This is a genomic window from Mesorhizobium sp. P171375, from assembly GCF_057786075.1.
This window is the reverse complement of sequence record NZ_JBYNWF010000001.1, coordinates 5,285,811-5,307,835: the sequence shown is the minus strand read 5'-3', so window position 1 is coordinate 5,307,835 and position 22,025 is coordinate 5,285,811. Positions and strand designations below refer to the sequence as shown.

At 59.9% G+C, this 22,025-nt stretch carries 24 protein-coding genes and 2 pseudogenes; 16 read left to right on the top strand and 10 right to left on the bottom strand.

Annotated features, from left to right (window positions below; genetic code table 11):
* Positions 1-68: 68 nt before the first annotated feature.
* Together ACYHH6_RS25860 and ACYHH6_RS25855 are read left to right on the top strand one after the other, a co-directional pair.
* On the top strand, positions 69-1,619 hold the full coding sequence (locus ACYHH6_RS25860; protein WP_352584234.1) for an SLC13 family permease: 1,551 nt from the start codon (positions 69-71) through the stop codon (positions 1,617-1,619).
* Position 1,620: 1 nt separating this feature from the next.
* Complete coding sequence (locus tag ACYHH6_RS25855) at positions 1,621-2,811, top strand: glycerate kinase family protein (RefSeq protein ID WP_352584236.1); 1,191 nt, start codon at positions 1,621-1,623, stop codon at positions 2,809-2,811.
* Between the two features lie 29 nt (positions 2,812-2,840).
* On the opposite strand, the pseudogene ACYHH6_RS25850 reads toward ACYHH6_RS25855, so the two are convergent.
* Positions 2,841-2,964 (bottom strand): annotated as a pseudogene (locus ACYHH6_RS25850) (NADH-quinone oxidoreductase subunit D); the annotation flags it as partial.
* A gap of 65 nt (positions 2,965-3,029) precedes the next feature.
* Positions 3,030-3,425, bottom strand: a complete 396-nt coding sequence (locus ACYHH6_RS25845; RefSeq protein WP_352584238.1) for a hypothetical protein — start codon at positions 3,423-3,425, stop codon at positions 3,030-3,032.
* A 256-nt stretch (positions 3,426-3,681) separates the two neighbouring features.
* Here ACYHH6_RS25845 and ACYHH6_RS25840 point away from each other — a divergent pair, with 256 nt between their 5' ends.
* Positions 3,682-3,909, top strand: coding sequence for a hypothetical protein (locus ACYHH6_RS25840; protein ID WP_352584240.1), 228 nt, complete (start codon positions 3,682-3,684; stop codon positions 3,907-3,909).
* 190 nt (positions 3,910-4,099) lie between these two features.
* Positions 4,100-4,258, top strand: a complete 159-nt coding sequence (locus tag ACYHH6_RS25835) for a hypothetical protein (RefSeq protein ID WP_352584242.1) — start codon at positions 4,100-4,102, stop codon at positions 4,256-4,258.
* Positions 4,259-4,468: 210 nt separating this feature from the next.
* On the opposite strand, the gene ACYHH6_RS25830 is transcribed toward ACYHH6_RS25835, so the two are convergent.
* Positions 4,469-6,343, bottom strand: a complete 1,875-nt coding sequence (locus tag ACYHH6_RS25830) for a multicopper oxidase domain-containing protein (protein WP_352584243.1) — start codon at positions 6,341-6,343, stop codon at positions 4,469-4,471.
* Here ACYHH6_RS25830 and ACYHH6_RS25825 point away from each other — a divergent pair.
* Positions 6,342-6,536, top strand: a complete 195-nt coding sequence (locus ACYHH6_RS25825) for a hypothetical protein (RefSeq protein ID WP_352584245.1) — start codon at positions 6,342-6,344, stop codon at positions 6,534-6,536. The genes ACYHH6_RS25830 and ACYHH6_RS25825 overlap by 2 nt on opposite strands.
* A complete protein-coding gene (locus tag ACYHH6_RS25820) occupies positions 6,533-6,964 on the top strand; it encodes a hypothetical protein (RefSeq protein WP_352584247.1) in 432 nt (143 codons plus the stop codon). The genes ACYHH6_RS25825 and ACYHH6_RS25820 overlap by 4 nt, the downstream gene beginning before the upstream one ends.
* Before the next feature lie 116 nt (positions 6,965-7,080).
* On the opposite strand, the gene ACYHH6_RS25815 is transcribed toward ACYHH6_RS25820, so the two are convergent.
* Both ACYHH6_RS25815 and ACYHH6_RS25810 read right to left on the bottom strand, forming a co-directional pair.
* Positions 7,081-7,287: a hypothetical protein gene (locus tag ACYHH6_RS25815; RefSeq protein ID WP_352584249.1), complete on the bottom strand. Its 207-nt coding sequence runs from the start codon at positions 7,285-7,287 to the stop codon at positions 7,081-7,083.
* 81 nt (positions 7,288-7,368) lie between these two features.
* A complete protein-coding gene (locus ACYHH6_RS25810) occupies positions 7,369-9,360 on the bottom strand; it encodes a protein-L-isoaspartate(D-aspartate) O-methyltransferase (RefSeq protein WP_352584361.1) in 1,992 nt (663 codons plus the stop codon).
* 348 nt (positions 9,361-9,708) lie between these two features.
* On the opposite strand from ACYHH6_RS25810, the gene ACYHH6_RS25805 reads away from it, so the two are divergent.
* From ACYHH6_RS25805 to ACYHH6_RS25775, 7 genes are all read left to right on the top strand, one after another.
* On the top strand, positions 9,709-12,120 hold the full coding sequence (locus ACYHH6_RS25805; RefSeq protein WP_352584251.1) for a phosphoketolase family protein: 2,412 nt from the start codon (positions 9,709-9,711) through the stop codon (positions 12,118-12,120).
* Positions 12,117-13,292, top strand: coding sequence for an acetate/propionate family kinase (locus ACYHH6_RS25800; protein ID WP_352584363.1), 1,176 nt, complete (start codon positions 12,117-12,119; stop codon positions 13,290-13,292). The genes ACYHH6_RS25805 and ACYHH6_RS25800 overlap by 4 nt, the downstream gene beginning before the upstream one ends.
* Before the next feature lie 233 nt (positions 13,293-13,525).
* Entirely contained in the window at positions 13,526-14,530 is a 1,005-nt protein-coding gene (locus tag ACYHH6_RS25795) for a L,D-transpeptidase family protein (protein ID WP_352584253.1), read from the top strand.
* 217 nt (positions 14,531-14,747) lie between these two features.
* On the top strand, positions 14,748-14,930 hold the full coding sequence (locus tag ACYHH6_RS25790; RefSeq protein WP_352584255.1) for a hypothetical protein: 183 nt from the start codon (positions 14,748-14,750) through the stop codon (positions 14,928-14,930).
* Entirely contained in the window at positions 14,927-15,823 is an 897-nt protein-coding gene (locus tag ACYHH6_RS25785) for an alpha/beta fold hydrolase (RefSeq protein WP_352584257.1), read from the top strand. Before ACYHH6_RS25790 ends, ACYHH6_RS25785 begins: the two co-directional genes overlap by 4 nt.
* 203 nt (positions 15,824-16,026) lie before the next feature.
* Positions 16,027-16,458 carry a GNAT family N-acetyltransferase gene (locus tag ACYHH6_RS25780; protein ID WP_352584259.1) on the top strand — a complete coding sequence of 144 codons (432 nt, stop codon included), beginning with the start codon at positions 16,027-16,029 and terminating at the stop codon, positions 16,456-16,458.
* 256 nt (positions 16,459-16,714) lie between these two features.
* Complete coding sequence (locus ACYHH6_RS25775; RefSeq protein ID WP_352584261.1) at positions 16,715-17,125, top strand: DUF427 domain-containing protein; 411 nt, start codon at positions 16,715-16,717, stop codon at positions 17,123-17,125.
* A 148-nt stretch (positions 17,126-17,273) separates the two neighbouring features.
* Here the strand turns inward: ACYHH6_RS25775 and ACYHH6_RS25770 are convergent, their stop codons facing one another.
* Both ACYHH6_RS25770 and ACYHH6_RS25765 read right to left on the bottom strand, forming a co-directional pair.
* Positions 17,274-17,693, bottom strand: a complete 420-nt coding sequence (locus ACYHH6_RS25770) for an HD domain-containing protein (protein ID WP_352584263.1) — start codon at positions 17,691-17,693, stop codon at positions 17,274-17,276.
* A gap of 127 nt (positions 17,694-17,820) precedes the next feature.
* Entirely contained in the window at positions 17,821-18,273 is a 453-nt protein-coding gene (locus tag ACYHH6_RS25765) for a GFA family protein (protein WP_352584264.1), read from the bottom strand.
* A gap of 93 nt (positions 18,274-18,366) precedes the next feature.
* Between ACYHH6_RS25765 and ACYHH6_RS25760 the strand changes: the two are divergent.
* Positions 18,367-18,583: pseudogene (locus tag ACYHH6_RS25760) on the top strand (cysteine hydrolase family protein); the annotation flags it as partial.
* 118 nt (positions 18,584-18,701) lie between these two features.
* Here the strand turns inward: ACYHH6_RS25760 and ACYHH6_RS25755 are convergent.
* The 3 genes from ACYHH6_RS25755 to ACYHH6_RS25745 form a co-directional block, all read right to left on the bottom strand.
* On the bottom strand, positions 18,702-19,145 hold the full coding sequence (locus tag ACYHH6_RS25755; protein ID WP_352584266.1) for a PPC domain-containing DNA-binding protein: 444 nt from the start codon (positions 19,143-19,145) through the stop codon (positions 18,702-18,704).
* Between the two features lie 29 nt (positions 19,146-19,174).
* On the bottom strand, positions 19,175-19,492 hold the full coding sequence (locus ACYHH6_RS25750) for a plasmid stabilization protein (RefSeq protein ID WP_352584267.1): 318 nt from the start codon (positions 19,490-19,492) through the stop codon (positions 19,175-19,177).
* A gap of 552 nt (positions 19,493-20,044) precedes the next feature.
* The gene (locus ACYHH6_RS25745) at positions 20,045-20,218 is read right to left on the bottom strand and encodes a hypothetical protein (RefSeq protein ID WP_352584269.1); all 174 of its coding nucleotides are present in this window, start codon (positions 20,216-20,218) and stop codon (positions 20,045-20,047) included.
* A 164-nt stretch (positions 20,219-20,382) separates the two neighbouring features.
* Between ACYHH6_RS25745 and ACYHH6_RS25740 the strand changes: the two genes are divergently transcribed.
* Positions 20,383-21,000 carry a (2Fe-2S)-binding protein gene (locus ACYHH6_RS25740; protein ID WP_352584270.1) on the top strand — a complete coding sequence of 206 codons (618 nt, stop codon included), beginning with the start codon at positions 20,383-20,385 and terminating at the stop codon, positions 20,998-21,000.
* Between the two features lies 1 nt (position 21,001).
* On the top strand, positions 21,002-22,024 hold the full coding sequence (locus tag ACYHH6_RS25735) for an FAD binding domain-containing protein (protein WP_352584272.1): 1,023 nt from the start codon (positions 21,002-21,004) through the stop codon (positions 22,022-22,024).
* Position 22,025: the final 1 nt, after the last annotated feature.

Below are 22,025 nucleotides of genomic sequence, written 5' to 3'. Positions count from 1 at the left end.
ACTAGCGTCTCTCACCAAATTCTAACCGGAGCTCTCCGGTCCGTCTAACCAAAAGCCCCTAAATTCGAATGCTGGGACGTGCGACGACGGTGCGCCTGCCCGATCGCCAGATCGGCGACAAGCTCGAAGAGGTTCGGTTGGTACAAGTGGAGTTCCAGGCTGAGATCGGCTCCCTTCTCGGGAAAAAGATGACGGCGGTCTGGCCGGTGTGGCGCGCCGCGCTGATCGGAACCGGTGCATGTCTCGTCGTTGTCACTATCGAATTCGGCCTCCCCGCTCTCTCATCGGACGCTCGGCGAGCGCTCGAGATCCTGCTTGTCGCGATCATCGGCTGGACCTTGACGCCGTTCGACGACACCTTCGTTGCTATCGTCGCTGGATTGGCAATGGCGCTGCTCGTCAACCGTGATCCCGGGGCGCTGTTTCAGGCGCTTGGGGATGAGTTAATCTGGCTGTTGCTCGCCTCTTTTATCCTTGCGGCCGCCGTCAAGGCAAGTGGGATCGCGGATCGCATTCTCGGCCTCGTGATAGGACGCATGCGGTCGGCTCGCGCGGTCGCGTATGCTTTGACGGCGGTCATGGTCGCCACAGCCTTCATTATTCCGTCAACGTCGGGTCGGGCAGCCTTAATGATCCCGGCTTATCAGGCGGTCGCGGGGCGCTGTGGGAATGCTCGGTTGCGAAGGGCATTCGCGCTGTTGTTTCCCACCGTTATTCTCCTCTCGGCCTTTGCGTCGCCCGTGGGGGCCGGTGCCCATCTCCTGGCGATCGAAATGGTCAACCGCCTCTCAGGGGTGAAGGTGAGCTACCTGGAATGGATCGCCCTCGGTCTGCCGTTTGCGGCCGTGAGCACCTTTGTTTCAGTTGAGTGTCTTCTCCGGCTTTTCCTGTCACCCGGGGAACGGCGGACAGCGCTTTTGCTGCCGGCCACGGCAAGCAATGATGGGGTCGGGTTGGCACGGCAGCCGATACTCTGGATCGCCGCGGGCGTTGTGATCGCGTGGCTGACCGAATCTGTTCACGGGCTCAATGCCACCGTCATCGCACTCAGCGGCGCTCTCGTCGCATCGCTTCCGGGGCTCGGCGCGGTGAGGTTTGACGATGCCATTAAGAGTACCGAGTGGAAGCTGCTCCTATTCCTTGCGGCGACCATCTGCCTGGCAGACGGCTTGGTGGCGTCGGGTCTTCATCAATGGTTGATCGAGACGACGGTGAACCCAATGCGGGTCGTCGGCTTGGGGCCGCTGGCCCTCCTCTCGTTGCTCGCTTTGCTGGGACTTTTCAGCCATCTCCTTATTCACAGTCGCACGGCGCGCGTATCGGTGCTGCTGCCACCGGTCCTGATGATTGCGTCGACAGCGCGGCTCGATCCCCTCCTTGTGATGCTTGTTCTCGTCTCAGCGACCGGCTTTTGCCAAACGCTCATGATCTGCGCGAAGCCGGTCGCGCTTTTCGGAGGACTCGACGACGAAGGCTACGGCCCGAAGGACCTGGCCGTTCTCAGCGCCGTCCTGCTGCCGGTGCAATTCCTTTTGATCGTCGTGTTCGCGGTGGGCGCGTGGCCAATGATCCAAGGCCTGCTCGTCACGCTCGGGCTGCAAGTTTACGGAGGATCATAGCATGTCGAAAAAGAAGGAGCCGAAGAAGAGAAAACGGCTTCGAGTGTTGGTCGCACCGTCTGGTTTTAAGGAGAGCCTCGGCGTTCGTGATGTTATCGATGCATTGGCGCGCGGCGTCCGCAATGCGGTTCCGACAGCAAAAGTGTTTAGCGTTCCGATGGTGGATGGAGGCGAGGATTTTACGCGTACGCTTGTTGAGCTGTCCCATGGTGAGTTGCATTCCGTCACCGTCACGGGACCAGTCGGGCAACCTGTGGAGGCGACCGTCGGTTTTCTCGGCCGAGGAAAGAAGCGGACGGCTGTTCTGGAGATTGCGGCGGCTGCCGGACTGCGGCTCGTTCCCATGGACATGCGTGACCCGACCCGCACTACAAGTTATGGGGTGGGGGAGTTGATTCATGTGGCACTCGATCTTGGCGCCGAAAGGATTCTGATCGGCTGCGGTGACTCGAGCGTCAACGATGCGGGAATGGGAATGGCCCAAGCTCTAGGCGTGCGCTTGCTCGACGGGGACGGCCACTCTATTTCGGGGAGCGGCTCGGCGCTTTCGTCACTCGCTCGCGTCGATCTTTCCGATCGTGATCGCCGCCTTTCGAATGTTCGTATCGACGTCGCCGTGAACCCCTACAATATGCTGCTCGGCGAGAGAGGCGTCGCTCGGGTATTTGGTCCGCAAAAGGGTGCGACCCCTGACCAGGTAGCGTTGCTCGATCGGGGCATGGAAAATCTCGCTCATATCGTCCGTCGCGACCTCGGCATCGACGTAGCGCCGCTTGTCGGCGGAGGAGCTTCCGGTGGACTTGGGGCCGGGCTTCACGCCTTTGTTGGAGCGCGGCTGCAGCCACGCTTTGATCTTATCCGGCGGTATATTGATCTTGATCGCCGACTGGCAGATGCCGACATGGTCATGACGGCCGAGGGCGGGCTGGACGGACAGACCGGCTTTGGCAAGGTGCCGGCGGAGATTGCACGGCGCGCGAAACGTTACAATCTGCCCGTGATTGCCTTGGCCGGCACGGTCGGACTGGGCGCCGAGACGACCCACGAAATTGGCATCGATGCGTTCTTCAGCATTCTTCGCCGGCCGTGTTCCCTCGAAGACGCGATCCGTGACGCCGACATGCTGCTGGCGAACGCCGCCGAACAGGCGATGCGGCTGATGTGGGCGGCGCGCGCATTTAAGTTCAGGTAATGGGTCCCGTCTCGCCAAGGGCCGCGAGGTCCAATATGCGGGTCGGCGCGGTCCACGATCTCGCCATCCCAGCACAAGCCTGAGGGCGCCGTGGGCCGACGGATGCTGCGGTCCGAAGTTAATGGTGAAATTGCGAACAGCGGCTTCGGCCATGGCGGCTCTCCGCGACATCTGTATTTCGTTGCTTCACGGCGTAGCCGTATGGTTCGGATGGCCGATCAAGTTGTCGTTTGGATGATCAGCGTTAGCGTGCCATCACCATCGATGTTGGCGGCGACGACCTGCGAGGAGTTGAGCCCGTTCGCCCTCAGTGCCGAGGTTGCCTGAGGCGAAGCATCAATTGAATTTTGCAAACGCAGCAAATCTTCTGCACTGGTCTGGGTGATCACGGCCTCAGCCTGTGCCTTGATTTCCGTGGGCAAATCCTCGACGGCGACAACCGCAACACCGGTGAAATCGAGACCAGAGGTCGCTTGATCAGGTAGCGTCTCCTCCTGTTGAAGCCCGCTCTGCGGCGGCGTCACCTGAGGAAGCTGCGGGCCGATGGTTTGCCCATAGGTGGGCTGCGTAACAATGGCCCCTGAAAGCGCTGCAACTATCGTCAACATCCGCATCGTCGTTCCTTCGCATCTCTCCAATCACAATTTGCAAACACAACCGTTAGGCAGAGCGATGGTTCCGTCGGTCCTCGATGGGTCATGCTGGGCAATTTCGGTACAACGGGGTATTCGAACCTCCAAAGCGAGGCCGGCGAAATCACTCAGCTGTTGCGTTATCGGCCAAGGGGTTCTGTACGAATCGTACCATCAATTGATCTCTAGCTTGGACAGGATCAAAATGAAGGTGAGGGTGGCCATGGGGAGGAACCGCATGAGCATCGCCAGGGGGGCAACAATTGCCGTCGGCACCGCCAGGGAGTTCCTGGCCTCGGAACTTAGGGACGCGCGATACGGCGACATCGTCTCGGTCAAAGCAGCGATCGACGCAGTTCGCAAGGGCGCGCCTTACATACCGGACACAGATAACGAGTTGATGGAGGAAATCACCGACTTGGCACGGGAGTTGGGGCTAGCCGTCCTTTTTGACTCCCGTGAATAGGGTGCAATCTCACGCGCGCAATGGGAAGGAAGCCTGCGATCGCAAACCAGCCATAGACCTACTCAAACGGCAGCCGGCATCACTGCATACGAAACCGACAATTGGTTCCTATGTGAAAATGCGCAATGGTGAGAAGATGGGACGCCGGTTGGACGACAAACTCGATTGCAAGGCTTGCGGGACTATCCAGATGGACATTCCGGATAATGCCAAGGAATCGACGCCAATCCATTGCAGTAATTGCGGTGCCTTCCTCGGCGAATGGGGTGAATTGCAGGACGATTTCTACCGCCAGGCTCGCGGCACCGAAGCATTCGACCTGCGCGACGGGAACATCATCAAGAAATAGGACGCGATAAATGCAACCTCCGGACGGCTGCGGGGGGTGCTGCATCGGTATAGGACCGTTCCTCTGTCGGCCGAACATACCTGTTCGGCCATGTCCTCACGTCGGCTAATGTATGTCGCCCAAAAGTGCGCAGCGGTTTTGGGACAACGACATGCATAAAAACAACAACCTAAAGCGCGTCGCATGAGGCCGTTTCAGGCGCGACGCGCTTTAGCTGACATCGACGATGACCATCAGCCCGCCACCGCCCTTTTCCTCGACATTGTTGTTCGTCGTGTGATGCGGAATGTGGCAGTGGATCAGCCATTTGCCGGGTCGCTGTGCCTTCCAGACGACGTCATAGCGCTGCCCCGGCCCAACATTGATCGTATCGGCCAGGAAGCGCGCCGAGGGGGCAAGTGTCTCGCCGTCACGGGCGACGATCTCGAAGAGTCCGCCATGGATATGCATCGGATGGATGAAGCCGTTGTTGGTGCCGATGAAACGCACTTTCAGCGTCTTGCCGACCTTCATCTGGATCGTTTCGGTTGAGGGATAGGCCTTGCCGTTGATGGTGAAGAAGTTCGGCATGCCGCCATCCATTGGCATCGACGGATAGGTCAGGCCATCGCGCACCAGCCATTCCTGAAGCTCGATCACGTAGTCGTGGTCGGCCTGCACCTCGTCGGCGGGATTGGCGGGGTCGATGATCAGCGCGCCATAGAGGCCGAGCGCCTGGGTGCGATCCGGCTTGGCGTGCGGATGATAGAAATAGGTCCCGTGCTGGGTGGCGGTGAACTCATAGGAGTAGGATTGTCCCGGCTCGATCGGCGCTTGGGTAATCTCGGCGGGTCCGTCCATCTGGTTCGGCAGAATCATCCCGTGCCAATGCACCGTCGTTTCCTCCGGCAGGCTGTTGGTGACATTGATGCGGACCTTGTCGCCTTGGCGAATGTGGATGCGCGGGCCGGGAATCTGGCCGTTATAGGCATAGGCATCGACCGCGACGTTGGGCAGTATCTGCCAACGGATTACTGACGGTCTGAGTTCGAACACCTTGATGCCGTTCTCCAGGCGAAACGGCAATTCCCGGTCGCCTCTGGCAGCGAGATCGTAGGACGCTGTCACTCGACGCGGATGGGTTGCCGCCATGTCACGCATTGCCTCGGCCGGCGTATCGCGGTCCATGATCATGCCTTGCGGCATGATTACCCCGCCGACATCACGAGCCGACAGCGTCAGGTTCAGCCAGTTCGCCGGTGCGGCCATCCCGATTGCCAGCGCAATCACCGACACCAGGCCGAGGGCAGCGATCTGCGTGGTCGTAGCGTCCGTCTTCATCTGGTGGCGACTGCTTTTGCCCCCGTGGGAGGTGTCGTTGTGGCTTGTCGCTTGCCGTTGGTGCGCAGACTGCTCTCGATTGCTCGTTCCGGTGGTCTGCGAGCGCAGCGTCATCAGCCCATGCTTCAATCCGCGTGCCACCAGCCAGACATTGGCGGGATAGGCGAGGATGAAGCCGGCGATGACGCCGATCGACATCACCCCCCAGAATAGAAGTTCCGTCGGCTCCATCGCGCGCATGTCGCGCCCCATCATCAGGAAGCTCATCACAGGCGCCATACCGGTCATCATGAAGTTCATCGAGATGAACTCGGGCAGGAAGCTTTTGCGCACATTCTCCAAATAGGTGCCGCCCATCATCGACTTCATGAACAGCGACTGGAAGATGAACAGACCGAAGGCGAAACCGGAAACATATTCGACAATGAGATCGACCCACATAGGAAGACCAAGCGTCGCCGTGATGACGGCGGCGAGGATGATGCCTGTAGCATCTCCGGCAACGCAGTGAATGGTCGAGCCGACGCCTTGCTTCCATAGCGGCCTGGTGAAGTCCTCGTGCTCGCCCGGTCGCGGTTCCTTGTCGGCCAGCACATACAGCAGCAGGCCGAGTGGACCCATGTAGAGGGTCACCAGGATGAACCCCCATTTCATCACCACCGGTTCGGGATTGTTGCGGTACTGATCTATGCCGACATAGAGCGTCGAGGCAGCGGCAAGAGTGAACCAGGCAACAAGAAAATAGTCGATCGGCTGGATGAGCATGGCAGAACCTGATTCTGGATCCGTGGCTGGTGATAGCCACCCCTTTTTGATGAACGCGGTCGGCGCGTTTACGATCCAGCCAGTTGAATTTGGCAGTGATGAATTCTGTCAGCCTTCCGCTCTTGTCGAAGCATCGCCACGCGATAATTCCCCTGAAGGCGTGGGCGCTTTTCTCAACTGGAGCGGACCATGAAATATCAGACACTCGACCAACTGCATGCCGTCGCCGGGATTGAGCCCTCGGCGCCACATTTGGAAACGACACGAAACGAGCGCATCGCGCGTTGGGCTGAACTTCTCGATCAGAATCCCGAACGATGCCTTGGCGCATTTACAGGCACCGAACATCTGCACCCGGAGGCACGTGCCATGGCACGTGCCGAAGGGTCGGCAATTGCTGTTGCCTTCGAAGACACGGTGCTACGCGCGTCGGGCCTAAGGGATGACACGTATGGCGAAGCCAAGCGCTTCTTCGAACTGAATGACTGGCAACTGCACGACATCGTCTGCGATTGTCACGTCGGTGCTACCATGAAAGCACGGTGGGCTGCCGCTCGGGTCCGCAGGACAATTGGTGGTAACAGGTTTCTTGCGTGGCTGAGGCAAAGGATCATGTTCTGACGTGCGCCAGGTGACTAAGTGAGGATAGTGTTCGCAACCGCGAGATGCGACCCCACCTGATCGACTTGTCGATCAGTCCCCTGCGTTTCGAGGCCTCCTTCCTCATGCAATTCGGACTACTTGTTGGTCCGCATTTTCTGCCTTGGATTGATTCCGCCGGCGGCCGTCGTGTCGTTCTCGACGTCGCCCTCGACCGTATTCTCGCCTTCGAGGTCGAGTTCGTCGCCTTCCTTGATCGTGCCCTTGGAGGTTCCGATGCCGGGATTGTTCGCCAGGTCAGCATCGCTCGGCTTTTTCCACTTTGGATGTCTGGTCGTGCTCATGAGAAAACTCCTTCGAGGGGTCCGGTTTTCAAAACCACAGGCCGGCTGAAATGTTCCGGGCCATTGGCCGTTTGCCGACGGCTAAAGTCCGAAAGGATAGGTGTCGGGAACATCAGCTCTCGCGTGCTCCAGGCCAAGCGGCGTCACCTCGGTGGTTTTGTCGAACCACACGAAGGCGTCGAATTGCTGGGGCAGGGAGGCATCGGCATAATGGCTGCGCAGTTCGGTTTCCGGCCGGTAGATCACGCCGATGAAGCGTTCCAGCCTGCGTTCCAGCAGCCGCTCGCGCAACGCCTCGTCGCGCCGCAGGTCAAGCAGAAAACGCGGAACGCGGCAGTCATGGCAAAGCCGCTCGTAGCTGTCGGCACGTGAGGGTCGCACCTGCTGCACTTTCATCTCCCCGCCCCAGTCGGAGGCGGCGGCCACGGTGCCGGAATGCGTGCCCAGACCGATCAGGGCTGCCTTATCGCCGAACCGTTGCCGGCAAAGCTGGCCGATATTCAGTTCGTCCCGGACAACGCCCATTTCGGTATAGCGGGCGTCTCCGATATGCGAATTGTGCGCCCAAACAACCGCTTTGGAATTCGGTCCGTTGGCGTCCAGCAAATGTTCCAGCGTTTCGAACATATGTGTGTCGCGTAGGTTCCAGGATTGCGCGCCGCCATAGTACATAATCCGGTAATAACGTTCGGCGGAGGCTATCAGCCGGGCGTTCTGGGCGGCATCGAGAAAGTCGCCGCCGTCTTGCCGCGCATAGTCCAATTGCCTGGCGAGCAGATCTCGGCATTGCTCGAGAACGGCCTTCTCACATTCCTGGTAGCCTGAGGTCAGCGCCGCACGGCCGTAAGTGGACGGTTCGTTTTGCCACGGGGTCAGGCAGCCATAGCGCTCGCGGGCGATCTTTGCGGCCTTCGGATCGATCCGGTCAAGATATTCGAGAACCGCTTCTATGGACCCACTCATGTTGTAGATGTCGAGGCCATAGAACCCTGCTTGCCCGGATGGCTCGAGCTTCTCGTTGTGGCGACGCATCCAGTCCGTGAAGGCCGCGACATCGGTGTTGCGCCACATCCAGGTCGGAAACCGCTGGAATGGCGCAACCGCGCCGGCTCGCGGCTTGCGATGGCGAACGTAACGGTCGACGGCGGCGGCATCGGGCCAATCCGCCTCGACCGCAACGATGGTGAAACCGTGCTTCTCGATGAGCCGGCGGGTGATCGCCGCGCGTGTCCTGTAGAACTCCGACGTTCCATGACTTGCTTCGCCAAGCAGAACGACGCGCTGGTTGGCGAACCGATCGAACAACTCGCCGAAGGTTGGATCGTCGAAATCCGGAAGCGGCTCGGCCGCCATGGCGATCATATCGGGCAGACTGGCGGGATGCCGATGTCGGGGCGGACGATCGATTTCAGCGAGCTTGCCGCTTTCGGGCCAGCCCTGCTCGCCGATGAGAGGGACGAACCGCACGCCGCCGAAATCCTCCTCGCTATAGGTTGCAGCGCCCGTTCGGGTGACTTTGAGCAGACGTTGCAAATCCGGATCATCGCCGACCGGAATGACAAGCCTGCCGCCGACATCGAGTTGTTCCTGAAGGGCAAGTGGCGCGCCGGGTCCGCTGGCCGCCACTATGATGGCGTCGAAGGGCGCTGCCTCCGGCCAGCCTTTCGTGCCGTCGCCAGTACGGACCTCGATGTTCTCGTAGCCAAGTCTTTCAAACCGCCGCTTCGCGGTTTTGGCCAATCCGGGATGACGCTCGATCGTGTAGACCTGTTCGACGATCCGGCTCATCACGGCCGCCGCATAGCCCGAGCCGGTGCCAACCTCGAGAACGTGGTCACCAGCCTTGACGTTCGCCAACTCGATCATTAACGCGACGATGTAGGGTTGCGATATCGTTTGGCCGTCAGCGATGGGCAGTGGTCCGTCTTCATAAGCGAATTCTTCGAAGCCGGGATTGACGAAAGCCTCGCGCGGAACCTCGCGCATGGCCTGCAGAATCTCGCGATCGCGGATGCCACGCCGGCCGATATGAACATTGACCATTCGGTCGCGGGCACGAGGAAGATCGAGCATTTTAAGCTCCTTTGGCGGCTGCTTGTCCGCACCTTGCGCGAGCATATCCTTCGCGGCGTCTCGATCAGCCACATCTATTGCCTTGGGCATGGCTTTCACGATTCTAGTCTCTAATCGCCGGGGCACTTCAAGGTTCCCACCTATTTGCCTGACAGAGCCGCGAACCAACGGGGCCGCGAACCAACGGGGCCGCGAACCAACGGGATTGCGAATGGTCTCTTGGTTGCGTGCACGGCCCGTCGTTCGACGCCGGCTCCGGATGGCGTCCGTCGGGGCTTGCTCGGGCACGAAGCCGCTCCAGTTATCACCAGCGAACCGCTGCTGGAGAACCAATGCTGGAGACTGGTGATGAACGACAAGGCCGCCGCGACGACGCAGGCAATCAGCCTCGAATGGATCAACCTCATGGACCGCTACTGGCGCGCCGCGAACTACATTTCGGTTGGCCAGATCTATCTGCTCGACAATCCGCTGCTGCTCGAGCCCTTGAAGCCCGAGCACGTCAAGCCGCGGCTGCTCGGCCATTGGGGCACGACACCAGGCCTCAATTTTCTCTACCTGCATCTGAACCGGATTATCCGTGAGCGTGATCTCGATGTGCTGTTCATCTGCGGTCCAGGCCATGGCGGTCCCGCGATGGTCGCCAACACCTGGCTCGAGGGCACCTACAGCGAGATCTACCCCGATATCGGCAAAGGCGAAGACGGTCTGAGAAAACTGTTTCGGCAATTTTCCTTTCCCGGCGGCGTGCCAAGCCACGCGGCGCCGGAAACGCCCGGGTCAATTCATGAGGGTGGCGAGCTTGGATACGCTTTGGTCCATGCGTTTGGTGCGGCCTTCGACAACCCCGATCTGGTGGTCGCCTGCGTCGTTGGCGACGGCGAAGCGGAGACTGGTCCGCTTGCGGCAGCGTGGCACTCCAACAAGTTTCTCAACCCGGCGTCGGATGGCGCCGTCCTGCCCATCCTGCATCTCAACGGCTACAAGATCGCCAATCCGACGATCCTCGGCCGCATGGCCGACGAGGAGTTGCGTAACCTGTTCACAGGCTACGGCTACGAACCGTTCTTTGTCGAAGGCCATGAGCCCGTTGCCATGCACCAGGCGATGGCCAAGACGCTCGACACCGTGCTCGATCGAATCCGCTCCATTCAGGAGCAGGCCCGAGGTCCGGCATGGCATTATGAACGTCCACGGTGGCCGATGATCGTGCTACGCAGCCCCAAGGGCTGGACCGGACCGAAAGAGGTCGATGGCGAAAAAGTCGAGGATTTCTGGCGCTCGCATCAAGTGCCGGTGTCGAACGCCCGTGGCAATGACGGGCATCGCAAGATCCTCGAAGCCTGGATGCGAAGCTACGAACCGGAAAAACTGTTCGATAAGGAAGGACATCTGTTGCCGGAACTCGCGGCTCTTGCCCCAACTGGAACAAAGCGCATGGGCGCAACTCCTTATGCGAATGGCGGGTTGTTGAAGCGCGACCTGACGCTGCCGGACTGGAAAAGCCTGGCGGTTGAAGTGCCTCGGCCAGGAGGCGTCATTGCCGAAGCGACACGGATTTGTGGGGGCTATCTTCGCGAGGTTTTTCGCCTTAACGCCAAAGCGCGGAATTTCCGGCTGATGGGCCCGGACGAGACGTCTTCCAACCGCCTTGACGATGTGTTCGAGGTCACGGATCGGATCTGGATGGAGCGTATCGAACCCTACGATGTCCATCTTTCCCGCGACGGCCGTGTGATGGAAGTGCTGAGCGAGCATCTCTGCCAGGGTTGGCTGGAAGGCTATCTGCTCACCGGCCGCCACGGTCTGTTCTCATGCTACGAGGCGTTCATTCACATCGTCGACTCTATGGTCAACCAGCATGCGAAATGGCTGAAAACCTCCGGCGAGCTTGCCTGGCGCAAGCCGATCGCCTCGCTCAATTACCTGCTGACTTCTCATGTCTGGCGGCAGGATCACAATGGCTTCAGCCATCAGGACCCGGGCTTTGCCGACTTTGTCGCCAACAAGAAAGCCGACACGGTCAGGCTCTATTTCCCGCCGGATGCCAACACGCTGCTGTGGATCACCGACCATTGCCTGAGGACGTACAACCGCATCAACGTCATCACCGCCGGCAAGCAGCCGGCGCCGCAATGGCTGTCCATCGAAGATGCTGAAGCACACTGCAAGGCCGGCGCGGGCATCTGGGAATGGGCTGGCACCGTTTCAAAAGGCGAGGAGCCGGATGTGGTGCTGGCCTGCGCCGGCGACGTTCCGACGCTGGAGACGCTGGCCGCGACGGACATTCTTCGCTCTGCAATTCCCGATCTGAAAATCCGCGTTGTAAACGTTGTCGACCTGATGACATTGCAGTCGAACACCGAACACCCGCACGGCCTTACCGACCATGCTTTCGATGCGCTGTTCACGAAGACAAGGCCGGTCATCTTCGCCTATCACGGCTATCCCTACCTCATCCACCGCCTGACCTACCGGCGCGCCAACCATGACAGCATGCATGTGCATGGCTTTCGCGAGGAGGGCACCACGACCACCCCATTCGATATGGTGGTGCTCAACGAACTCGATCGCTACCACCTCGCGCTTGCCGCGATCGAACGCGTGCCGGGCCTGGCCGAAAGGGCGGAAAGCCTAGCCTCCGACCTTCACGACAGGCTGGCGAAGCACAAGGCCTATGTCCGCGAGCACGGCGAAGACATGCCCGAGATCCAGAAATGGAGCTGGCCGGCTGCGGGCGCGGCAAAGGCTCGACAATGACGCGTCAGTCGATCCTGGCGCTGAATGCCGGCTCGTCCAGCGTCAAGTTCGCGCTATACGATCTTGGCTCGTCGGATGGCCAGCAACTCGTTTCGCGCGGCACTTTGGATCTGGGCGACGCGCCCAGACTCACCGCAAAAGCGGCCGATGGAACAGTGCAGTGTGACAGGCAGCTCACTGCGAACGATCCGCATGCGGGCATTGGCGAAATACTGAATTTGGTGCAGGGCGAACTTGGTGGAAGAAAACTGATCTGTGCCGGTCACCGTATCGTGCATGGCGGAAACGAGTTCAGCAAACCTGTCCGTCTGACGCCCGCCACCATCGAGGCCCTGGACAGGCTGACCGCACTTGCGCCCCTGCATCAGCCTCGCAGTCTCGCGCCAATTCGTGCGATAGCTGCATTGCAACCGGATCTGCCACAGGTCGGGTGTTTCGACACCGCGTTCCATCAGACGATCGATCCGCTCGTGCGGCGCTTCGCCATTCCGCGCAAATATGAAGAGGCAGGCATTAGTCGCTATGGATTCCATGGCCTCTCCTACGAATATGTTGCTGGACGGCTGAGCGAGATATCGCCCGCGTTCGCAGCGAAACGGACAATCGTCGCTCATCTCGGCAATGGGGCAAGCCTCTGCGCTCTGCACGAGGGCAAAAGCGTCGATACGACGATGGGCTTTTCGGCACTGGATGGCCTTGTCATGGGTACGCGCTGCGGCGCCATCGATCCCGGCGTGCTGTTGTACTTCCTGCTGGAGAAGGGCATGGCAGCCGACAAGCTGCAGACGATGCTCTACGAGAAATCCGGACTGCTTGGCGTGTCCGGTATTTCGGGCGACATGCGCACGCTGGAGGCAAGCAGCGACCCTCGCGCCCGCGAGGCGATCGAGCTTTTCGCCTTCCGCGCCGCGAGGGAAGCAGCAGCGCTCGCAAACACGATTGGTGGTCTCGAATGCCTCGTGTTCACCGCCGGCATCGGCGAACGGTCATCGTCCATCCGCAAGACGATATGCGAAAAATTGGCTTGGCTCGCCGTGGCGCTCGACGAGCCGGCCAATGACGCCAACGCCGGGATCATCAGCCGCCCGGACAGCAAGGTGGAAGTGCGTGTGATCGCGACTAACGAGGAAAGCGTCATCGCGCGCCATAGCCGCGTGGTGATGCAGATCTAAAGGGTCCGTAACTTAAGGTAAGCGAGCTGGCTTCTGCTCACCTTGGGATTAGTCTGCCGTGCTTTCGCACGAGATCCTTGGCAAGCAAGCCTGCGGTCGTGAAGGTGCCAAACGCCCGTTGGCGCTTGAGCGTCGCCTCTATCGCCGATCATGCATCGGGCAGCAAATGGAACCAGATAGACCGTGCCGCGTCATAGAAGCAGATTTCTGTTGCAGTCCAGGGAGTGACATTGATGATCAGGCTCCTTCTTGTCGTCGCGGCGGCGCTCGTCCTCGCATGCGGCGGGACGGAGGCGGCCAAGCTCGATCCAACCACTGTCAATCAAGCCCAATTCCCTGCCGGCGAACCGAAGGGCATCGATCCGGCCGTTCTGAAGGTGCAGATTCTTTTGGATCGCGCCCGCTTCTCGCCGGGCCTGATCGACGGCCGCCTCTCGGGGAATTTCGCCAAGGCGGTTAGCGCCTTTCAGACAGCAAGCGGACTCCAGGCCGACGGCAAGCTCACTCGGGAGACCTGGGACAAGCTCGTGGCTACCTCCGCCAGTCCGGTCCTGGTAACCTACGAGGTAACGCCCAAGGATGTGCGCGGACCCTTCACCAAGCGCATTCCGGCTCGCATGGAGAAGATGGCCCACCTGCGGCGGCTCGGCTATCACAACGCGGTGGAGAAGCTGGCGGAACGCTTCCATATCAGCGAACAATTGCTCAGAGGGCTCAATCCGGGCATCGGCTTCAAGAAGGCCGGCACGATGTTGGTGGTACCAGATGTTGGCCGGGGCGATCCTCCTGCCGCCGTTGCCGGCATCGAGGTCGACAAGGGCGCCCGCCTGGTGCGCGTGCTCGATGCTTCCGGCAAATGGCTCGCGGTCTACCCCGCCTCGATCGGCAGCGACGAGAAGCCGGCGCCGAGCGGTCAGGCAGAGATCAAACGCGTGGTGCACAACCCCACCTATCACTACGATCCAGACTTCGCTTTCAAGGGGGTCAAGACCAAGCGGCCCTTTACCATCGCTGCCGGGCCGAACAATCCCGTGGGATCGGTCTGGATCGACCTCTCTATCGAAAGCTACGGCATTCACGGCACGCCCGAACCCGGCAAGATCGGCACGACCTTCTCGCATGGCTGTATCCGGCTGACCAACTGGGATGCCGAAGACCTTGCCTCCATCCTGCAGAAGGGCACGAAAGTTACCTTCAAGGACGAGATGGCGGACGCTGGCGACAAGCAGTCTCAGTAGCGCAAATACCCAGCATGCGTGCCAAGATCACCCGTGGGATCGCGCCGTGCAGGAGATCGAGGGAGCAGTCCGCAGCCCGAACGCGGCCCCGATGTGCCTGACCCGACAGTCAGCGCCGGCTCAAAAAGCTCGAAGGAATTGAAGGCTGGCCGAGTCCCGGCAAGGCAACCAAATTCGCGGAGCCTCGTTTGTCGAATATCAGCCAGAGGAGGTTTCGATGAAGAGATCCTTGTCGCTTTTGGTGTTGGCCGCTGCTCTTGCGCTCGGCGCCTGTGACAACAGCATCGAGCCGACGAAAGCCAACACCGACGCCATCAACAAGAACCCGCAGGTGGACCAGGACGCCAGACCCAAGTCGACGACTGGCGGCGACCAGCCGACAGCGCCGGAGAGCAAATGAACCCCATTTCATCTTGCGATACGCCACTGCTGTGCATCGCCTATCTCGAAGGCGGGCCACAAAACGGTGCGCCCGTTGTCCTGCTCCACGGTTGGCCGGACGATGCGACCACTTACGCGCGTATTTCGCCGGTCCTTCATGACGCCGGCTTTCGGACGTTTTCGCCGTGGCTGCGAGGTTTTGGACGAACATCGTTCCTGTCGAAAGAAACCATGCGGTCAGGCGAGATTGCCGCAATGGCGCAGGACGTACTGGATTTTGCCGATGCCCTTGGCCTCAGCCGCTTTGCGGTCGTCGGGCACGACTGGGGTGCACGGATCTCCTACCTCCTGGCGTCGGTTTTCCCGGATCGCATCAATTGCTGTGCTGCGCTATCGCTTGGCTGGCAACCTGGCAAGCCGGCAACGCCAGCACCTGAGCAGGCGAAAGCATTCTGGTATCAATGGTTCATGGCGACGGCGCGCGGCGCCGAGTTCGTGAGAAAGAACCGCAAGGAATTCGCCAGATTCCAATGGGACAGCTGGAGCCCATTGGGATGGTTCGACGATGCCATTTTCGATGAAGTGGCTGCATCCTTCGAAAATCCGGATTGGCCGGATGTGACATTGCATTCCTATCGGGTTCGCTGGGGTGAGGCGGAGCCCGATCCCCGCTACGCAGAGCTGGCCCGCAGGCAAACATCGGTCAAGATCATCACGGTGCCGACCTTGACGCTTCATGGTGGCGACGACCGTGTTGTGCTGACCGCATCGTCGGAAGGGCTGGAGGAGCATTTCACTGCCTCCTACAAACGAGTGGTCCTGGACGCGGTCGGGCACTTCCCGACACGGGAGGCCCCACAAGAGGTTTCCGGGCTGTTGGCGACCTTTCTCGACAGTTACGGCAGGCGATAAAGCGCCTGGCTCGGCAGGTTGCGAGGCATCGGCCCGCAAGCCTTCTTGTCAATAGAGCCATGCGCTCTGGCCAGATTGCTGCAATGGCGCAGGATGTGGTGGCAACCGGACGCCCGCGGCTGAACAGGGGAACGCATTTTTGGTATCAAGGCGCCGGCGCGAGGCGATGATTTCGCGCTTATCCCTGCACAGGAGGAGAACGCATGCCATCTCGACCTGAGGCACTTACAATCACTTTGGCCTATAGTGGGGATGCGAGAACACAGGCGGCTGCGGCGCTATATCGACACAACATTGAACAAACCGGAATCGATGACCGAGCTGCGATCGGCGCGGAGCTTTGCGACGCTTCAGGGAAGATTTTGGGTGGAATCTGGGGCAGAACGGAACTTGGGCTCCTGTTTCTCGACATGTTCTTCTTGCCTAAGCAATTGCGTGGTCGATCCCATGGATCACGGCTTCTTATGGCGATTGAGGAAGAAGCCGTCGGGCGTGGATGCAAAAGAGCGGTCGTCGAGACGAGTAGTTTCCAGGCGCCTCAATTTTACATGCATCACGGGTTTGAGGAATTCGGCAAGGTCGAATTCGGAATTCCAGGACATGCCCGCATCTTCCTTCGCAAGGATTTGCCTTAATCGTTGCCGACCGACGCGGCAGTTGACGACGGCTCGAACAAGCTATCTCCAATCAGGCAACCAAATACGTGAGCCTCGTTTGCATTGCTGCGTATCGGCTTTCTCAGTGACGGGCCGCAGAATGGTGTGCTGCAGCCCTGTCGCCATCCGCTTCATCGGACAAGTCGGAACCTGAAGCACCGCTGTGCATTTCGTCTGCATGCATGACGGATCGAAACGGCGTTTTGCAGTCAATCGCCAGCTAGGGAGAATCTGAATGCAAACCTCAGGCGCAACTTCACAACACCACCTCGGCCGATTGGCCGTAGAGCGGTTTGCCGGCACGGTGACGGTGCGATTTTCCGACGCCATAGTCGCTGCCACGGAAAGAGCGAAGATATTGCGGGAAGATGGACACGAGCCCGTGTTCTATATCCCTTTCGAGGACATCTATTTCGATCTTTTCGAAAAGACCAACACGACAAGCAAGTCTGCGTTGAAGGGGACAGCGAGCTATTGGCGTGTCCATGCCGTCGGTAGCTCGGCCGACGACTTCATGTGGGCATACGAGACGCCGGATGCGGCGGCACGGGCCATCGCACGTCATGGCGCTTTTGATCCGGAAAAGGCGCGCATCGATGTCGACCCGTTGGAGGACAAACGGCACACGCCACATGTCATGGAATAGGGGCTGTCTTCGGACAGCTATATCATTGGATCTCTGGCAGCCATTCGCTAGAGCATGATCCCAAAAAGTGGGCACCGGTTTTTGGAAAAAGATCATGCTCCAACAAAGGGCTAGATCATGATGAGATTTCACGAAATCTCATCATGATCTAGCGCACGGAGAATTCCTCATCGAGAATGTGCAGGGCTTCTTCGTATTTGGCTGCCGAGGCCCCTAATTGCCGTGATTGCCAGATGTTGTCTTCGAGGTCGGCGCGCTTTACGGGCAGCGCCAAGGGGTTCGATGCAGCCCGCCGCACGAACGTGAAATAGTCCTCGCCATCTCTGCGCGACATGGCGTCGACTGCAGAGGCAATCGACGGTCCAAAGCCGCTCTCTTCAAGCTTGGTTCGAGACCAGCCGTCGCCTTTTTCCAGGACATCATGCAGATAGGCGACGACCTTCTGATCCATCGTCTCGACAGCGTCGACGACACGACGGCAATGCTCGATATAGGGCTGCCCGGTCTTGTCGAGCTGCGCTGCGTGAACCTCCTCCGCAATCTTGGCCGCTCGATAGAAAATGCTCATCGTTGCCATCCCGGCCGCTTGTCGAAATGCCAAGGAATGGCGGCCATCGGAACCTCCTTTCATTTCATCTCCAAGTCGCTGCCGAAGCTATTGTTCCTTGCCGCAAGGATTTCCTCACCATGGAGGTTCACCAGCGTTCTTCGGTATCGTGATGCGGCAGGTCTATCCCGCAGCAAACCCAGCCAAGCCGCTGCTTTGCCCCATAGTTGTATGCAGGCTCAAGGCGAGCTGGATCGTCGAAGGTTCCGACATGCAGCGCGATTTCGCCAGGCGATGCGTCATAGATGAGACTGAGAGGGGATCCGCAGTCCGAGCAGAAACCTCTTCGGGCAATTGGCGACGACCTGCGATAGGTTGGCGTCGCGGTGGTCCAGACGAGGGCCTGGGAAGGCACCCACGCCAGGACCGCGAATGCACTGCCGGTCGCTCGCCGGCACATATCACAATGGCAGTAATGCACTCTCGGTTCGCGTTCGACGCGAAAGCGGATTTTTCCACAAAGGCATCCGCCGCTTACCGTATTGGCCATGGCCATGCCGATTTTGCGGTCCGGTCGTGTTTCTGATGGCATCGGATCCATGAGGCGGAAACGCCGATGGCCGATCTCGGTTCCTGAAGCGATGAGGAGCGAGTGCCGGCACAAGACGTTCTGATCTATGCCTTTGAAGGCAAGGAAGGGCGGCTCAGGGCTTTTCTGGCGGTGCGCGAAATCGATACGCTGGTCATCACTGGTGGCGAAACCGACGTATGCGTTCTGGCCACGGTGCTCGGGGCGATCGATTTCGGCTATCCCGTGGTTCCCGTCACGGATGCACTTTGCAGTTCTTCCGACGCGACGCGTGACGCGCTTCTGACCGTTTTATCACCAGAGGTTTGGGCAGCAAGTGGAGATGAGAGGGTTCTCTCAAGCTGGAGTTGGTGTCGCCGGTCATCAGCCGGTCGGGAAGCATAATGCCTGCAATGCCTGCCGCGAAAATAGCAGAGTGGTAGAAATTCTGATGGCCAACTTCAAGCATCCAGATCGATCAAAGCGACACCGAGTTCCGGACGCTTGCTGCGACGCAGGTGACCGGGCGCTTCCACCAAGGTGACTTCGAGCGTCGGTCGCACGATGCCATCAAGCAGATGCCCGCCCCGCGTGGTGCCGTCGCTCAATCCCAGCACCGCATGGACATGAAGGCTGGGCTTGCCATTGTCGCCCAGCGCCACATCGCCGAGCGCACTCAGGACTTCGCATTGTTCGTCGATCGGAATCTTGCGACAGGTCTTCGCATTCGGATCAAACCAGCCCACGGTGGCTTTTTCGAAAGCCCCAATGGCGGTCACGGACGCACTGCCGACATTCTGGTCGACCGCGAAGGCGGTCAGCGTGGCGAACGCTTCTTCGCCGGGGTCGAGCACCACGACGAATGTCCTTTGTCCGCCGACCTCGCTGACCAGCTGCGACTTCATGCTTGTGCTCCGATCACTATTCTGATCAGTCAATGGGCGTGGTGTTCGGCATTCCGCTTGCGGGTTGCCGCGGCTTTCTTTGCCGATTCAGACCGGCTCGTGGCCGACCGTGAGGCCGATGCCTTGCCACCGCTTTTGCCGCCCTTGTGCGCCGCCGGGTTACCGGTGTGCTTACCGCGACCGGAGCCACCTTCTTTCTTGCCGCCGCCGTCGTCCTTGTTGACGGTCGCCCATGCCCGTCGTTCGGCCTCTTTGTCGGAGACGCCGCGCTTCTCGTAGCCTTCGGCGATGTGATCGGCTTTGCGTTCCTGCTTGTCGGTGTATTTCGTCTTCTCACCTCTCGGCATGATCGTTCCTCCTGTGGGATAGGGTCTGAACGAAAAGCTGGCGCGTGAGTTCCGCCCGAACTCCAGAAACAACCAGAGACAACCTGACCCGGCATTGGGATTTTGTTGGCAGGGAGCCGCTTTTTCGGCTGACCCTTGTCGGGCTTTGGAGATCGCAACAGCAAGGCGAGGGGGACAAACAAAGCGGTCACGATCGCGCAGTAGCGAAAGACGTCGACATAGGCGAGCAAGGAAGCCTGGCGTGCAATCAACTGCCCGATCCAGCAGATCGCCTGCTGCTTCGCTTCGACCATCGGTGAGCCTTGAGCGACGAACTGCTCGGTCACCTGACGCAACACCTGTTGATAGGTCGGTGATGGTTTGCCTGATGGAGCTGCGCGTTTTGAGCGATCACGGTTGTTGGACAATGACACGCCGATGCTGCCGCCGATGTTGCGGGCAAAGCGCCGACCGCTTTTACGAACCCGAGTCAACGACAGCTCTTCACAAAGGTTCCTGACGGACAGGCTGGCGGAGATAGTTCGCATCGTCAGGGATCGCAGCCAAAGTCATTCAGTGGAGGGTGAATCCGACCACCGCAATGAGGATCACGATGCCGACCAGGCCGACGATGAAGACGATCTGGTGCGTGCGGGTTCGAAGGACGATCTCACCTTGCCGCGCCTGCTCAGCCGAAAAGACAGCGCCTTCATCACCATTCTGATCGCTGCGCCGATCGCTGCTCATGATGGTCTCCTTCCTTGGAACCTCTCGAGGACAACCACAGCCTTGCGGCTGAAGTTCCGCATGGCTGCCATGCAAAAGAAGCGATCACAGCGATGTGAGGAGGGAACTTTGTTTCCCGCGAGCAGTTTGGTCCCCTTGAGACCCCAGCCAGCCGGAAGCCAGCCATGTCTAATTCCACAAGTCCCAACGGCCTGAGCAGACGCACCTTCATGACGGGCTCTGTTTCGGCAGCAGCGGCAATGCCGCTCATAGCCGCGTCGACAAAGGCCGCCGAGCCGCCGACTGCCAAAGCGGCCGAGCCGCGCGATCTGTCGACGATTTCGATGCGGATCAACAAGCAGGCCTACACCCTCGCGCTCGACAATCGCACGAGCCTGCTTGACGCACTGCGTGATCATGTTGGCCTGACCGGCACCAAGAAAGGTTGCGACCACGGTCAGTGCGGCGCCTGCACCGTTCTTGTCGATGGGAAGCGGGTGCTCTCCTGCCTGAGCTTCGCCGTCATGAACCAAGGCCGCGAGGTCACGACTGTGGAAGGCCTGGTTTCAGCTGACGGCGAGCTGCATCCGGTGCAGCAGGCCTTCGTCGACCATGATGGCTTTCAATGCGGCTACTGCACGCCGGGCCAGATCATGTCCGCCATCGGTTGCATCGATGAAGGCCATGCCGGGTCGGACGATGACATCCGCGAGTATATGAGCGGCAATCTGTGCCGATGCGCGGCCTATCCCAACATCGTCGCGGCGATCATCCAGGCGCGCGACGAGATCAGGAGGGCGTAGGATGCGTCCCTTCGTCTATGAAAGACCAACGAGCGTTTCCGTGGCGATCGCCATGGCGTCCCACCTTGACGCCAGGCATGTAGCGCCAACACAGGCCAATACCCAGTTCATCGCCGGCGGAACCAATCTGGCCGACTACATGAAGCTTGGCGTCGCGCAGCCTGAGCGACTGCTCGACCTCAACAATCTTGCCGAGCCTGCCCTTCGGCAGATCAGAGTAAGCGATGATACCATCCGGTTCGGTGCACTGGTCCGGATGGGCGAAGCAGCGGATAACAATGACGTCAGGCATCGTTGTCCGCTCCTGGCCGATAGCCTGAAATTTGCCGCCAGCGGCCAGCTTCGCAACATGGCGAGCCTTGCCGGCAACGTGTTGCAGCGAACGCGATGCGAATATTTTCGCGAAACCTCCTGGCCATGCAATAAGCGGGAGCCCGGTTCCGGCTGCGCCGCGATGGAAGGGTTCAACCGCCAGCATGCCGTGCTCGGCACCAGCGATGCCTGCATTGCTACCTATCACGGCGATTTCGCCCAAGCCCTGATTGCTCTCGATGCGGTCGTCGAAGTGGAGGGACGGCATGGTCCGCGCAAGATCCCGTTCGCCAGACTGCATCGGCTTCCCGGCGACACGCCCGACATCGAGACGGATTTGGCCGCCGATGAAGTCATCGTCGCCATCGATGTTCCGCTCGGAGTATGGAGCAAGCGCTCGCGCTACCTGAAGATACGCGATCGCGAATCCTATGCGTTCGCGCTGGCATCGGCGGCGGTTGCGCTGGATTTGGATGGGGAGACGGTCAGGCAAGCGCGCATAGGGCTGGGCGGCGTCGCGACCGTGCCATGGCGCGCACGGGTGGCGGAGGCGGCGCTCCAAGACAAGGTGCTCGACGAAGATGTGGCCGAAAAGGCCGCCGACGCCGCTTTCGCCGATGCCAAGCCGCGAGAGTACAACGCATTCAAGATACCGCTCGGCAAGCGCACGCTCGTGCGGGCTCTGCTCGAAACACGCGACATGAAGGTCTGAG